Origin of the sequence: Paraburkholderia bannensis NBRC 103871, assembly GCF_000685015.1 — a bacterium.
Classification (GTDB): Bacteria; Pseudomonadota; Gammaproteobacteria; order Burkholderiales; family Burkholderiaceae; genus Paraburkholderia; species Paraburkholderia bannensis.
On the sequence record NZ_BAYA01000064.1, the window covers coordinates 1 to 14648 of the forward strand.

General features: G+C 54.7%; 9 protein-coding genes and 5 pseudogenes. 10 read left to right on the top strand and 4 right to left on the bottom strand.

What is annotated here, in order from left to right:
* The first annotated feature begins 186 nt into the window (after positions 1-186).
* Positions 187-1031: pseudogene (locus BBA01S_RS44875) on the top strand (lipid A biosynthesis lauroyl acyltransferase).
* 114 nt (positions 1032-1145) lie between these two features.
* Here BBA01S_RS44875 and BBA01S_RS38805 read toward each other — a convergent pair.
* Positions 1146-1748, bottom strand: coding sequence for a phosphatase PAP2 family protein (locus BBA01S_RS38805; protein ID WP_027821089.1), 603 nt, complete (start codon positions 1746-1748; stop codon positions 1146-1148).
* 1235 nt (positions 1749-2983) lie between these two features.
* Between BBA01S_RS38805 and BBA01S_RS48750 the strand changes: the two genes are divergently transcribed.
* The 5 genes and pseudogenes from BBA01S_RS48750 to BBA01S_RS48360 all read left to right on the top strand — a co-directional run bounded on the left by BBA01S_RS48750 (position 2984) and on the right by BBA01S_RS48360 (position 7171).
* Positions 2984-3304 (top strand): DUF4148 domain-containing protein, encoded by a 321-nt coding sequence (locus BBA01S_RS48750; RefSeq protein WP_167336093.1) that lies wholly within the window; start codon positions 2984-2986, stop codon positions 3302-3304.
* 237 nt (positions 3305-3541) lie between these two features.
* Positions 3542-4326, top strand: a pseudogene (locus BBA01S_RS46530) (IS5 family transposase).
* A 55-nt stretch (positions 4327-4381) separates the two neighbouring features.
* Complete coding sequence (locus tag BBA01S_RS47445) at positions 4382-4804, top strand: hypothetical protein (protein ID WP_156966267.1); 423 nt, start codon at positions 4382-4384, stop codon at positions 4802-4804.
* Between the two features lie 634 nt (positions 4805-5438).
* A complete protein-coding gene (locus BBA01S_RS46535; protein ID WP_167336094.1) occupies positions 5439-6710 on the top strand; it encodes a porin in 1272 nt (423 codons plus the stop codon).
* 308 nt (positions 6711-7018) lie between these two features.
* Positions 7019-7171, top strand: a complete 153-nt coding sequence (locus BBA01S_RS48360; protein ID WP_245641729.1) for a BON domain-containing protein — start codon at positions 7019-7021, stop codon at positions 7169-7171.
* Between the two features lie 277 nt (positions 7172-7448).
* Here the strand turns inward: BBA01S_RS48360 and BBA01S_RS38830 are convergent, their stop codons facing one another.
* Both BBA01S_RS38830 and BBA01S_RS44885 read right to left on the bottom strand, forming a co-directional pair.
* The gene (locus tag BBA01S_RS38830) at positions 7449-9794 is read right to left on the bottom strand and encodes a plasma-membrane proton-efflux P-type ATPase (protein WP_027821092.1); all 2346 of its coding nucleotides are present in this window, start codon (positions 9792-9794) and stop codon (positions 7449-7451) included.
* 307 nt (positions 9795-10101) lie between these two features.
* The gene (locus BBA01S_RS44885) at positions 10102-10530 is read right to left on the bottom strand and encodes a flagellar hook assembly protein FlgD (protein ID WP_052392090.1); all 429 of its coding nucleotides are present in this window, start codon (positions 10528-10530) and stop codon (positions 10102-10104) included.
* A 499-nt stretch (positions 10531-11029) separates the two neighbouring features.
* Here BBA01S_RS44885 and BBA01S_RS48755 point away from each other — a divergent pair.
* A pseudogene (locus BBA01S_RS48755) lies at positions 11030-12166 on the top strand (DUF3141 domain-containing protein).
* 139 nt (positions 12167-12305) lie between these two features.
* Positions 12306-13133 (top strand): annotated as a pseudogene (locus BBA01S_RS48760) (ADP-polyphosphate phosphotransferase); the annotation flags it as partial.
* Positions 13134-13268: 135 nt separating this feature from the next.
* Here the strand turns inward: BBA01S_RS48760 and BBA01S_RS48785 are convergent.
* A pseudogene (locus BBA01S_RS48785) lies at positions 13269-13427 on the bottom strand (IS6 family transposase); the annotation flags it as partial.
* Here BBA01S_RS48785 and BBA01S_RS48525 point away from each other — a divergent pair.
* Entirely contained in the window at positions 13415-13543 is a 129-nt protein-coding gene (locus BBA01S_RS48525; RefSeq protein WP_281177050.1) for a hypothetical protein, read from the top strand. The pseudogene BBA01S_RS48785 and the gene BBA01S_RS48525 overlap by 13 nt on opposite strands.
* A gap of 914 nt (positions 13544-14457) precedes the next feature.
* The coding region (locus BBA01S_RS38850) for a hypothetical protein (RefSeq protein WP_027821093.1) at positions 14458-14648 on the top strand (191 nt) is incomplete at its 3' end.

Sequence of the window (14648 nt, forward strand, 5' to 3'; positions counted from 1 at the left end):
AGAACCACCGCGTCCGTGCGATCATCCTCGCGCTTCGAAAAGTATTCAGACTATGTGTGGGATTTCATGCTGGGATAAAACGCTGACGCGTGGGAAACTCGCCTGCGTCGCACGTGATTTTGCTCTCGAGACTGCTTTATCTGTAGGGGACAAGAGTTGAAACACCTCCGTCGTGCGATTATCGTGATGTTGCTACGCACACTCGCTGTGCTTCCTTATAAACTCGTCGCGCGGCTCGGAGTGGCTTTAGGTACCGCGTTATATGCGCTGCCGAGCCGCCGGAAGCACATCGTTCTTGTAAACTTGCGTCTTTGTTTTCCGGAAAAGAGCAGTCACGAACTTCGGAGACTCGCGCGAGAAAATTTCCGTCATGTTGTTCGCAGCTATCTGGAGCGAGGCATTCAGTGGTTTGGCAGTGCTCAGGTGATCAGAGACATCGTTCAGATTGAAAGCAAAATCGATCTGAACGACGCGACTGCACCGCCTACCATCTTCATGGGATTTCACTTTGTTGGTATTGAGGTCGGCTGCATGCTGTACTCGACGCATCACCCCGTTGCCTCACTCTATACACGCATGTCAAGCAGCACGCTATGCGACCTTGCAAGGCAGCAACGAGGTAGGTTCGGCGCAGAGATGATTGAACGCGCGACCAGCGCAAGAAAAATTGTGGGTTTGCTGCGAAGCGGCAAACCCGTCATGCTAGCGGCGGATATGGACCAGGGCATCGATAACTCGGTTTTTGTGCCTTTTTTGGTGTTCCCGCTTGCACGCTCACAGCTGTCTCGCGACTTGCGAAATTGGGACATGCTCGGGTTGTGCCTTTCGTCACTCAGGTACTACCCGAGTATCAAGGGTACAAATTGACGATTTTTGAACCGCTCGCGAACTTTCCTTCCGGATGTGATACGACTGATGCGCGGCGCATGAATGCGTTTCTCGAGGAACAGGTGGTGTTATATCCCGAGCAGTATTACTGGGTTCACCGGCGTTTCAAGCACCGGCCCTTAGGTATGGCGTCAGTGTATTGAGCCACATGCCAAGCTATGTCGTCCCTCGACGTCGGGAACCAGAAGACGCTGGCCGAGCCGTGACTTCGTTTGGATTCCAGATGTATCCGATAAATGATTTTCGGTGTGGCTTGATTACGGTCGCAGCCATCCTCGGCTAATTGGCCAAGCGACAACCTTGCGATACACAGCAATCAATGCACGTGAAAATGCGTCACCCGCAAATCTCCACAACGGAGCCAAAAGTCTGCAGGTTGTCCACGCAATGAGCGCCGCTCCAGCCATGTCCATCGGGAAGTGTACGCCGGCGAACACGCGAGCCCAAGCGACAGCAATGTCTGCCGCAAGGGCAAGCGCACCCAACATGCGCTTGCCGTCGTAGAGGAGCGTAAATGAGATCGCCGAAAGTAGTGTCGCGTGATCGCTTGGAAATGACGAGTCTGGAGCGTGCTCAAGAAACGTATAGCCTAGGCTGATCGCAAATGGCCGAGGGTGATACCACAACAAGCCGATCAACTGGTTGATACCTAGCGCCACAAAGCCAACAAATGTAGCGTGAACGACCGTTGTTCGCCGGTCATCGCCACCGCACAGCCACATGCACGCGAGAATGATCGGAACAGCACCGATTGCGTAGTTGGCAATAAACACACCCGCGGCGACTAGCCAGTTGGGCGTGGCAGCCGTCGCGTTGATTTGAAGAAAGATGGCTTGATTGAATGCTTCGATAGTTTCCATTGCAAATTCATGACGGGGAGAGAAGGTGCGACGGAGTAGACGCTGAACGCTCGTCGGTCGTAGATATCGAACTCGTGCCACGTCAGCACAATAACGACAACATCCAGCGCTGTGAGCAGAAGATCCGTATCGAATGCGTGAGTGAGTATCTATCGACACAATTGGAAGTCAAAAAGCGGGAGAATACGAACATTGATGTCGGGTAGTACCAGAGACGACGTCTCGACAAGCCGACGATCAGCCACGCTTTAGGCCGACCAAGTACAACCAGATAAATCTCCGCGAATTTCTGGGCGGAATCCACAGATGCTGCAGTGTGTAAAGAGCGAAGTTCGCCACCAGATCATGATGGAAGTCGTCAAATTCTCCCCTTGTAGCTCGGGGCACTAAGGACAAAAGGCTTCGACGCAGCGCACAGTAAGCATCGACGCTCGATACTCCTACCTAAAAAGCAAAACTAGCTTTGAATCACTGGCTCACTTCGAAAGCAATAAAAAAATCTTTTCGTCGAAAGCACTTCTCAGGTCGAATACGAGAGCTTCCCCATGAAATGGCATGGCGAGTTTGGCGGAATCGATCTGCTTCTGACGTGCCAGCGCCGTATGTGTGCGAATCATATCGGCAGAAGCTTAAGGCTTAGTTAGGGCTTGGGGGAGACAGCCATTGCACTACGACAGCGGTCGTAATGTACTCAAATGAGACCGAGCCGACAACCTGTCGATGACCTCGAATACACCGTCCTCAACGTGCTGCCGAAGATGGACAACAGCCTTCACGCGAGTAGCTCGGCGTGCTTGCTGCGCTGACACAACCACCGCATAAATAGTTGACCGCCTGCCTGATAAAGGGCTGATCCCGAGTGAGCGTGTTGCTGAGGGGAGATTACGCACCAGCCGTTGATTGACCTGCTTCCCAAGATTAGTACGCTGACGACCAGATCAATTAATCCATCGGATGACAGTTGCATTGACGGCGCATCGCGATCCCAGTAGAGGCGCCTTATCGTCACTTTATCATCCTCCAGCACGAAATCTTTCCTACTATTTTCATGAAATTGCAGCAAAAAATCAACCTTGAATTTATTAGTAAGTAGCCCATCAATGCAACACGCGAAGCCCGCTAAATTATTTAATAAAAATTAATCTTTGCGACATCGAAACAGGAAAATCTTTTACTAACCTTGTTTTTGCGGGAAAGACTTAATCCGCAAAATAATCCATTTAATGGAGGATGTGATGATAAAAAAAGAACTTATTGCCTCATCAATTTCTCTTTTCATCTCGCTAGGCGCAACTTGGCCTAATGCAACGTCGGCAGCACCTCTATCCCCAAACGATTGCAATTCGTGGCCATTCGTGAGGCCCTCCACGGGCGTAACACCACGAGAGCTTCGGCGAGAATTGAAAGAGCTTGAGTCGGTGGGATATCAGCCATCCGATAACGATGTTCATTACCCCTCCGATATTCAGGCAGCGGAGGCACGGCTGCGAATTAAATATCGCCACGACTGCACCGGCAAGGCATCTCAATTACCGGCCAATCGCTCACCTTCCTAAAATTCTAAAATTTAGTCTATGATGCCCTCAGTTCCTAGCGACTTACAAACCCTACCCAACACCTTAAGATTAATCAAAAATCGTGCAAATATCCATAAGTGTACCTTATCGAATTGTTCAGCATTCAGCGCAATAAAATCAACCCGTCCAGCTTGCGCCGATACCTACTGGATTCAATAAAAAAATTAGAATATTGGCAACAGCGTGATCGACGAAAGTCAGCCACGCTGTTGCCTTATTTCCCGAGCAGGATTGTGGAAACTGATTGAACCGTTGCTGCCTGTCGTGAAACCCCGCGCAAAGCGCGATCCGGAACCGGATCGCGGGCGATCAACGGCATCCTGTTCGTGCTCAGGACAGGTATTTGCTGGAACCACTTGCCGCCCCGGCTGGGCTTCGGCTCGGGCGTGACCTGCTGGCGTCGTCTGGACACATGGCAGAAGGCGGGCGTTCGGAACAAGTTGCATGCGCTGCTGCTCGACAAGCTGCGCGAAGCCGGTCAACTGGACCTTTCGTATGTTGCCGTCGATTCTTCCTCCATGCGCGCTGTTGGCGCAGGCGAAAAAACGGGCCAAACCTGGCGGGTCGTGCGCGACTAGGTTCGAAGCACCACATTCTCGTAGACGCCAACGGAGTGCCGGTCAGTTTGACGTTGACCAGCGCAAGCCGTCATGGCGTCACTCATCTGCTGCCATTGGTCGACGCCATATCCCCGATTCGCGGCCACGCGCGGCAGACCACTTCGCAAGCCCAAGGTCATCTACGGCGATCGGAGCTACGACTCCGACACACATCGCCAGCGCTTGTGTGATCGTGGCATCAGGCCGCCGATCGCACGACGTAGAACTGAACATCGCAGCGGTCTGGGCAAATTCCGCTGGGTAGTAGAACGGACTCACTCCTGGCTCCACAACTTCCGGCGTCTTCGTATCCGATTCGATCGCCGAGCTGACATTCACGAAGCGTTCTTGAAACTTGGCTGCGCACTCATCTGCTGGAACATTTTGAGGCGAACGGCGTAACCTGCCTGATCTAACCTAGTACAGCAAAAGCGGCATTTGTCACAGGTGCTTGCACATGCAAACGGCACTAGCTGGACAAAGTTCGGGAAACTCTCTGCTTCCCGTGATCACTACCGGCTCATCCCGTGAACTGTCGAATATCCCACACCCTGAAAAAACTCCGTCGCAGAGTTTGCCAGCAGCCACAGCGATGAGACATCCGTCGCTCTCGCTCTCTGCTCCATTTTCTCGACCAGTTCTTGGCCTAGTCCGCGAGAGTGACCGTAGAAAACGCATTACTCCCAAATCGCTCAAGTCCTACCACTCCCACGAGACCTGGGACAACCGCTACGAGAAAATCGTCCAAGAGCGGAGCGGTAACGTCAGCAATCGGCAGTCGGTTGTCCTCGAGCAGCTTTCTGATCGAATCGAGGTCGTTTGGTTGCGCTTCACGAATATTCATCTTCATGTTCTTATCGATTCAGGCAACCAAGAATAACAGCTTGCCGGGAAAGTAGGTGGTTCCCCCAACCGGGTTCTTGAACTGGCCTCTTAGGCATGTCAAGCTGATCTACGTCTCGCCCTCAAGCCCAGACCCAATCTGGTTCGCTCGCGCTTCGTGCCAATTGTAAGCGCAACCGCGTAGGGGGCTCGCTTGTAAAAGTGACTGGATCTCACCTCTCTAGACAGTCTGTTCTGCACATTCGATGGGCGTTTGTTTGCCATGCATAACCCCACAGATTGTCTGCACCGCATGAGTAAGCCGTCCAGCACTGATGGTCGTTGTCTGCTTACAGTGCACCATTAAATCTCCCTCTGAACCTTGGGTCACTTTTCCGGCACAGCGAAAATGGTAAGACGAATACCCGTCCGAACATGCTAGCCAGAAAAATTTCTCGCAGGAATGCCAACTACATCATCACATCGCTAAATCAGAAACAAATATGCATGTCTCGCCGATGTAGCGCCCAACCAACAAAAAAAGTGAAATACTGAATTTCATATTTCTCGAATGATTTTGTAATTTATATTAACGAAATGCAAAGAGAATGACAATTTATGAAAAATCTCGCTAATAGTCAAAATTTGCAAATCCAATAATTTAAATTTCAATCAGATACATGGATGAGACCGTGAAAAAGAAAATTCTGACCGCACTTGTGTTATCAGCGATCACCAGCGTAGCTCACGCGGATGCAGGCGACGGGATAACGCTCTATGGGATTCTGGACGTAGCTTTGGGCGGAGTGGAGCATAGTGCCGGGGCCAGTGCGCTTTTTCCCGCAACTGTGAATCCTGTTGGTAAAGTCAGCACGAAATTCAAAGATCCAGTAATAGGAATGTTTAACGGAGGCATATCCGACCCTCGATGGGGGATTCGGGGAAGTGAGAGCCTTGGATCGCAGCTTCATGCGTTCTTCGATCTTGAATCGGGATTTAATGTCCCGTCTGGTGCCATCAACAATGCCGCAGGTTCAATTGCAGGATCAAACAATACAGTCGGCGCTGCCTCTGCCCTTGATGGTCAATTGTTCAATCGGGGGGCTTATGTGGGCCTTAGACACGACACGTACGGATCCGTGTCATTCGGACGCAGTACGACGCTCGGATTCGATACCATTGCGAATTACGACCCGATATTTGCTGCGCAGCTCTTTTCACCCCTTGGTTTTTCCGGATCGTATTCTGCAGGTGGGATCACCGAAGGATCACGTACTGACAACAACATAAAGTACACAAATCGGGTAGGGCCGGTCAACTTTGGCATCTCGTACAGTCTTGGCGGCGTACCTGGAAAATTTGGATACGGATCTACGTTTGGCGCGAACGTAGGATACGAAACCAATGGATTCGGTATGCAATTGACGTGGTATAACGCCCGCGATGCGCTCCACTCAGGTGCTCTGACTGGAGCCAATGCAATCGGCAGCGAGTTGATAGGAACGAGTGTCGGCTCACTTACCCTGAATAACGATGAAGACGTCATGTTTGCGACGAAATATGCAATTGATAAATTTACGATCAAAGCTGGATATGAACATTTCGTCCTAAAGGCGCCGTCTGATCCTGTTTCGGCAGGTACAATCGCATCCTATTACGGATATTCTGGAAATGTCATAAATACAGTTAATCCTTCGCGAAACAATTTGTACTTCTTTGGCGGAGACTATCAAATAACCCATTTGGTAGACATCGCGGCCGGCTTTTACGATACGCAAACGATGCAGTCGACTGGTGTGGCAGGCGGAAATCAGCTCCAATATTCTCTTCTGGTTGATTATCGTTTAAGCCACCGAACAGATTTATACGCTGGATATATGTTCTCAAAGTTCAATGGTGCCGCTTTTAACGGCTACGAATCGACCAACTATATTGCGGCGGCAGGCATCCGGACGATGTTCTGAAAGAATACGTCATAGCCGCGCTGACATAAGCAACGTGTTGTTCGATGTTTGTTTCCAGCGAGAAGTAGTTCGCCCCCGGCACACTTTTTGAGAAAAGCATTTAGTGAGATGCTGGGGGGCGGAGAATGCTTTCCTTTTGGCCGGGAATATACGTAACTGGACACAAACAAAATTACCAAATTTTATTTCAGGAGATCAATTATTAAATTACACACAAAACTGCCAAGCCTCCCTCGACCGATGCGGAACTACGCGAAGCTATTGTTTCGGTAACGCGTGGGACCCGTCGGGCGTTGGACCGGGAGGATGTGACGGTTACGGATGGCGTAGTCCATTTGTGGGGCACGGTCGCGAGCGAGGCCGAAGGTCGGGCGATTTGCGTAGCAGCCGAGAACGTTCCTGGTGTCAAGGTAGTAATAAGTCATCTGGAATACCCGTCGTTTCCACCGTTCGGCGATTGAGAGAATCACGTCTAGTCGACAGCGCAGCCGCCGAGACATTGCCAATGCCTGCACTGTGCCTTACGCAGTGTCTTCGTCGCAGCCGTCCCGGAGGCAGCGACTACTCCTCGTCGTTCCGGTATGGTTTCCGTGGTATTTTTATGTCTGGAAATTTACAGAACCTTGGGGCTGCATGACGCAGCTCTTGCTGTCCCCAGTCGAAGCCGAGGCAGCTGGCGTTCGTCAAAGCTCGGCTCGCCTGCTCGAACGCCCTGAAGGCGAGAGATCGTGCACTGCATCAAGCACGCCCTGCACGAGGGAGAACGACGAGCTTGATCTGGTCGCGCACGAAGGCGAAGACAATGGAGGCGCCAAGCACGGCGCCGATTAACGCGAGCGGGACTGCCGCCATCAGTGTTCCGGTTGCGGCCATCGTGCTCACGAGGACAACATCGGCGATGCTCGCCAATACCATGGCGGAAGCAGGCGCGAACACCCAGACTCGACCGTCATTGCGCAAAACATAAACGTTGGCCTGCGTCGTAAAGACCAGCAGCAGGAACACCATGGTTTGCATCTGCCCCGAGTTCAGTCCGAAACGAGCATGCAACGTTTCGTAAGTCAATAATGTGAAAGCCAGAGAGGCGCAGGCGAGCACTACGGCCGCGGTGACCAGTTGACCAACGCCCCAACGCTGCGGTCGCGCCGCAGGTATGGCGCGATCTGCTGCGATACTCATCGTCACGAAGTCGTTGGCGAAGAGCAGGAGCACAATGAGTCGCGCGGAGATCACAAAGCCCTTTGCGAGCCAGAGGCCCAGCGTAAGAAAAACGACGATCTCCAGTGTCTTGACGATCTTGTTGAGTATGTAGGTCAGCATGCGGCGATGGACTTCGCGTCCGGTGCTCACCACCGTGAGAATACCGCCGAGGCCCGGATTGGTCAGCACGATACCCGCTGCGGCTTTGGCGACGTCCGTCGCGCTGGCAACCGCTACGCCAAGCTCGGCTTGCCGTAGCGCCGCTGCGTCATTGACGCCGTCACCCGTCATGCCTGTGACATGCCCCGCCTTCTGCAGCGCGCATACGATGGCGTGCTTTTCCTCCGGTAACACGCGGGCAAAGATGTCGTAGTTCTCGGGCTGCCGCAGATCATCGGCGCTCGGCACGCAGATGCGAGTGCCGAGCCCAAGCTGCCTGCCGATCGCCTCTGCCGTTTCCAGTGCGTCCCCGGTAGCCATGCGTACGTTCACGCCGAGGCCACGGAGCTTTGCGATGAGTCCGGCGGCATCCTCCCGGGGAGGATCAGCCAGCCCAATCAGGCCGATGAGGCTGATCGCACCGGAGGGCCCCGCCGCAACGGCCAACACGCGCGCACCTTCGGCTGCCAGTGTTTGCTCCGCCTGCTTTGCCGCCGCGCGTGCAGCGGAATCGATCAGGCACAGGTCGAGCACCGCCCTTGCCGCGCCCTTCACCGCGTGCCATTCACCGCCGTCGAGGGTATAGACGCCCTCGCTGAATCGCGTCGCCGGGTCAAATGGCCGAAACGTCATCCGGGGCGCGAGCGAGCCGATATCACCGGCTGCACGCCATGCAGCGAGAATGGTGAGATCCAGCGGATCCTGCGACGCGTCGTCGCTGGCAAATGCCGCGACGCGCAGGATGCCGGATTCGTCGAGCGCTGCCAGCGCCGTTACTCTACTGACTGACAGCGCGTTCTGGGTGAGTGTGCCGGTCTTGTCCGAGAGGATCGTATCCACCGCCGCGGCTTCTTCCACAGCCGGGAGTCTTGTGACGAGGACCCCCTGACTAGCAAGCCTCGTGCTGGCAACGGCTGTGGCGAGCGTATAGGTCGCAGGCAGCGCCACGGGCACCGAAGCGACGAGCAGCAAAAGAGCAAAAACCGTGGTATCGGTCCACGGCAGGCCGTGCGACACCGCGTATGCAACGACCAGCGCAATGAGCACGAGGTCGAACGCGACTAGGCGCTTCACGATGGAGAAGATAGTCCGCTGCATATGGCTGGGTGCAGCGGAAGTCCGAACCAGCTCCGCCGTCCGGCCCAAATAGGTTCTGCACCCGGTCACCGTGACTTCGCCGCTCGCTTCGCCTTGACGCACCATTGATCCGGTATACGCTGGCTGCCCGGAACTTGCGTCGACGGGCAGGGACTCGCCGGTCAACGCAGACTGGTCGAGTGCTACTGTGCCGTCGAACAGCACAAGGTCGGCTGGGACGATGTCGCCGGCACGAATGTGCACAATATCCCCGGGCACCAGTTCGTCCGCGGGCAAACGGCCCCAATGCGACTCGCGCAGCACGCGTGCGTTGATTCGCAACTGGCGCCGCAGCAGCACCAGCGCATCCTGGGCTCGACGTTCCTGAATGAAGGCGACGACGGCGTTGAAGATCAGCAGAAACAGAATAACAAGCGCCTCCTGCGTTCGGCCCAGGAGAACCTGCAGCACGATCACAGCCTCGAGCATCCAGGGAACCGGTTCCCAGAGTTTTCCGATGAACTGGCGCCACCGTGGTATGCGCGCGTCCGCGATCGCATTTGCACCGAACAGACGAAGGCGTCGTTGAGCATCGTCGGTGGACAGCCCCGTTGCGCGGTCGGTCCTCGGAAGATCCTCTGTGCCCATTAATGACTGATCGGGAGTCCCAACCTGAGGGCGATCCAAGGCGCGTTTCGGGGAAGCTAACATGGTTTCGAAAAGGTTGACGCCATACTGGAGATCCATTCGTGATAGAAGCTGCTATGCACTAATTTCGCAGGCGTGAACGCAGGCGGGAGATAATGCAACCACATCGAGTCCCTTCCGCTTGGAGGCCTGAACATTGGGCACGACGCAGTCAGCAACGAAAGAAGATGACCGGAGACCTCCTGGCCTGCGACAAGGTCATGGTCCCGCGCCCCGACACTGGAGCAGGTCCTCCGCGACGTGTCTGCTATTCGTGAACCCAATACAGGTGAGTGTCGACTTCCTTGCGATCTTCGATGTCAACAGGAACGGTCTGCGCACTGTCGTGATAAGTCACGGAGACCCGATATTGACCTGATGGAAGTTTTGCGAAGAAAAATGGCCCCTTGGAAAAGGCTGTCACAAGATCCTTGCCCGCCGCATCCTTGATGTTCACCTTGATGTCGGAAAGGTAGGCGCCGCTTGTTTTCTGGGCGAACGTCATGTGGAGATTGTAATCGCCTCGCATCGCCTGCATGGCTTGCTGGTCATTCTCGCCGATGCCACCACTAACGTAGGTCACGCCATTTTCAGTATGCTGAGTGGGTTTCGCAGTGGCAACAGCCGGGGCAAGAATTGCTGCCGCCGCAAAGGCCGCAAGCAATGGTGAGAGGACGACGCGGAAGAAGTGTTTCATGTGATTCCCTTTCATTAATTTTCTTTAAAGTTGTGAAATTCCGATTTAATTCACCACTTCAATATCCAACACAGTACCTAATCACGCATGCGGGAACTTGATCTGACTCAAGGAAACCGTTTGATTTCGTGCTGGGAGTCCGCAGCGTCGACACGCTTCGCCAAGCGTCTGCGGCAGGCATGGAATCGTAAAAGATGCTTCGGCTCGCTTGCGTGAGCTCTGACCAGGCAGCCGGGCGTTTGCAACGTACGAGGCGAATTAATCGAGTCAGCCGCTCGGAAGTCAAGGCGACAGTGGTGTATGCGATCTGTCAATCTCTGCCGCGTGCAAACAATTTCGCTCCTGAGGGGACCGCACGGCGGATAGCGTGCTGAAAGCACCGAGTTAGAAGCAGTCGGTCCGATTTGACATGAATCAAGGTGAAAACCAGTCGCGGGCAATAGGCTGACAGTCGAAAATTCGCCGCGCCTGATTAACTATTTCAGTCACGGAAATCGAGATGTCGAGAAAAGCATCGATCAAAACCTCTGAGCGATCCTGGCTGAGTGTGCCCGCGTTCTGCCCACTGGCCATTGCGCAGGCGCTGCTTGAGGAGAGTAGCGAGCTTTATGCCAGGAACGTCCGGTTGATCGATGAAGAAATCCGGAGCCGCGCAGACCTGAGGTCGAAGCTCGCCATGGTGAACCAGATTCGTCTCGACCTGCGCACCATGATGCTTCAGGACTATGCCAAGCCGGGTGAAGGGGTGCCGACGCTCGTCGTTGCGCCTTATGCCGGCCACACTGCGATGATCGCGGACTACCACACGGGCCAAAGTCTCATCGAAACGCCGCTCGCGAACGGCATCGACCACTTAGCGCTAACGGACTGGAAGTTGGCCACACCCGACATGAAGGTTCTGGAAATCGATAACTATCTCGCCGAACTCGTGGTGGCGATTGACGACCTTGGCGGCCGGGTGAACCTCGTCGGACTTTGTCAGGGCGGATGGGCATCGGCGATGGTCACAGCGCGCTTTCCGGGGAAGGTGGCCAAACTCGTGCTCGCCGATTGACACCGGTGCAGGAAGCGGGCTAATCAAGCACGTGGTGCACGAATCGCCCCTGGTGTTCTATGAGAAACTGGTCGAGTTGGGCGGCGGCCTGATGAAAGGGAAATTCATGCTGCAGGGCGGGAAGAGCATGCACCCGGACCAGCACTATATTCAAGACCATGTGGACCTCTACGAGCACATCGATGACCCGACGTACCTCGCCAAGGAGGAGGCGTTCGAGAGCTGGTACGAGACTCCGATCGACCTGCCGGGGCAACGGTACCTTCAGGTCATTGTCCAACTTTTCAAGGAAAATAGTCTCGCGAAAGGAACGTTTGTTGGCCTTGGCCGGAAGCCCGATGTCCACGACATCGCGTGCCCGGTGCTTTTTCCCGCAGGTGCGTCTCACGACATCACTGAGCCTCTACAGGTCCGCAGCGCGAGCTGGTATCTTGGCACGCCCAAGGAGCGGATTGTCCAGAAGACCGTGGCGGGGGCATATCGCTGTTCATGGGGGCGAGAACGTTATCTGAACAATGGCCGTCGATTGCGGACTGGATCGCCGGGCAGCAAGGCGGATGGTCAACGAGAGCGCATCGATGATGCGCGCCAGCATGACGTGCTGGGAGGGAGAGACAGGATGAAAATCCAGGCCAATGTGTTTCGTGTGCGCGAAGGCACGGAGGTTGAACTTGGGACGTGGCCCACGCGCGTGGCACCGGTCTACAAATCGAAGATTCAGTATCGCGCAATACTCGCCGATCACATCCAGCGCTTGAGCGCGCAACAAAGCCTCCTTTATGCCGACAATCGTTACGCGGTGCTATTTATCTTTCAGGCGATGGACGCTGCGGGCAAGGATGGGGTGATCAAACACGTCATGTCGGGTGTCAATCCGCAAGGCTGCCAGGTGTTCAGCTTCAAGCATCCAAGCGCACATGAGCTTCAGCATGATTTCCTCTGGCGCACCACGCGCAACTTGCCCGAACGCGGGCACATCGGCATCTTCAATCGGTCGTATTACGAGGAAGTATTGATCCTGCGGGTGCATCCTGAGATTCTGTGTGGCGAGGGTCTGGCCTCAACCGCCGGTGCGGGCGAGAGCCTGTGGCATGGCCGATATCGTTCCATCAATGATCTTGAGCATCACCTGTATCGCAATGACACACGTATCGTGAAATTCTTTCTGCACCTTTCGTAGGAGGAGCAGCGCAAGCGCCTTCTTGCGCGTATCGACGAACCTGAGAAAAACTGGAAATTCAGCACGGCCGACGTCGGAGAGCGCAAGCTCTGGTCGGAGTACACGCGTGCTTACGAGCAATGTCTGGGGGCGACCAGCACGGACGCCGCTCCATGGTACGTCGTACCTGCCGACGACAAGGAGAACGCGCGGCTCGTCGTATCGCAGATCATTCTGGATACGCTTGAGGGCTTGAGGTTGCGGTATCCCGAGACAACGGAGGAGCGGAGAAGGGAACTCGCCGGAATTCGCAGCCAGCTCGCCGCAGAAGCAGGCGGTTCACGGCCACCGGAGAACGCTGAACAACGGCCTCGCCGGACGCTGCGCTGAATTGTTTCAGCCGTTTGATACGACGCTCCCTCGCGTGAAGGGACAGCTGTGAAAGCCGGGGGCGGATGAAGGGCATACGCGCCAAGGGCACTGTCAAGTTATCAAGCGTAGACTACGTGTCTGGCATGAGAGTAGTTATCCTTGCCAGATAACTTGATCATTTGCGGCTGGGACAGTCAAGACATACCATGTGGAGAGGCGTTCCTTCAGTATGGAGCGATGACATTCCGCGTTCATCCGATGTCTGGGTAACGCAAAGTGCTGCCGGATCGGGCCGAAGCATGAGAGAAACGCCGGGAGGAGAACAATCGCTGTTCACCCGTGCAGGTCTGGGCTACTGGATCATGGTGGTTGGCAGCGACTTTGATCATGATGTTTCCAAGGCGCGAAACTGGGTGGACCGCAAATAACCAAGTGTTACGACTAGCCCGAAGTTGCGGCATGTGACTGCGTCGAACCGTTACACGGCTTGCGTGGGAGCGTGGCCGCTCGAGAAACAGAGCCTGTCGAAGGCTTCAATATTTGCGTCTTAACGAAATCTTAAGCTCGGTCATCGCAAAGTATATGTGCGATCGGCGTTGCGGTGCGCAGCGGACGTCTTAACGATCGACACACGGATTTCGACGACCCGTCACAGGCCCACCGCCCGGAGAGTACGTCTCTGGCCTGGTGAAGCGGTCGGTGAGTCGTCATGCACCTGTCACTTCTTTGCCCCACGCCGGCAAGCTGAGCCGCACGGACGGCTCGATAGGCCGGCCCAGCGCGTCTGGCACCTCGAAAATGGCGCCGCAGCGTAGGGGGCTCAAACAAACGACACGGCCTGACTCCGGGATGAATCGCGTAGCGAGTACGGATCATTGTGTGCATGCAAGCAAAGTCGAAATTCCAGATCTGGCCGGCCAGTGGCGTTGCCACTTTATCGGCGCCTTACTTACTGCCACACATGTCTGCGGTTCCTGAACTGCTTCGACGTTTCGCCTATGGTCCGCAACATCTGGATTTTTCGCTAACCGTCTTCGATTCAGGATCGTAATCGCGTAACTTGAAACAGGGCTTATATTATGAAGGAATGCATAGCAAACAGAAATTACCTCCACTTTTTGTAGCTTACGACATCATGAGAACTTCTCTGTTTATCTTATTGCTTTCAACGGCACTTGCCGCGTGCGCGACAGGAGAGCAATCGTCGTCTGTATCCGTACGCAATCGTTCGGCGACGAAAGTACTGGTCGATTATGACGGTAGCCATGTGGCAATGAGAACTTTCACGTAAAAATGCCCGTGTGCCTCTTTCCACGCCTCAAGTCCGTCACGAGTGTTCCGGATGAAGGTAGCCGGTTTATGCATCGTCGAGTTCCCGCTTCTATCAGCGGAAATTGTGCTTGAAAATTTCGACGCCCTGGCGCTTGTGGTCGATGCGTGGGTGTGTGCGAATTTCCTGGCGGATGGCTGCAACTGCGAACCGCACATCGCGACGCGATTGTTGTCCCTGAGAAAAATCGACCCCGGCCGGGA

Coding starts and splice junctions, on each gene's coding strand:
- BBA01S_RS48750 (WP_167336093.1), top strand. CDS start 2,984: ATGATAAAAAAAGAACTTATTGCCTCATCAATTTCTCTTTTCATCTCG.
- BBA01S_RS38830 (WP_027821092.1), bottom strand. CDS start 9,794: ATGGGCACAGAGGATCTTCCGAGGACCGACCGCGCAACGGGGCTGTCC.
- BBA01S_RS38805 (WP_027821089.1), bottom strand. CDS start 1,748: ATGGAAACTATCGAAGCATTCAATCAAGCCATCTTTCTTCAAATCAAC.
- BBA01S_RS48525 (WP_281177050.1), top strand. CDS start 13,415: ATGAGAGAAACGCCGGGAGGAGAACAATCGCTGTTCACCCGTGCAGGT.
- BBA01S_RS44885 (WP_052392090.1), bottom strand. CDS start 10,530: ATGAAACACTTCTTCCGCGTCGTCCTCTCACCATTGCTTGCGGCCTTT.
- BBA01S_RS47445 (WP_156966267.1), top strand. CDS start 4,382: ATGCAAACGGCACTAGCTGGACAAAGTTCGGGAAACTCTCTGCTTCCC.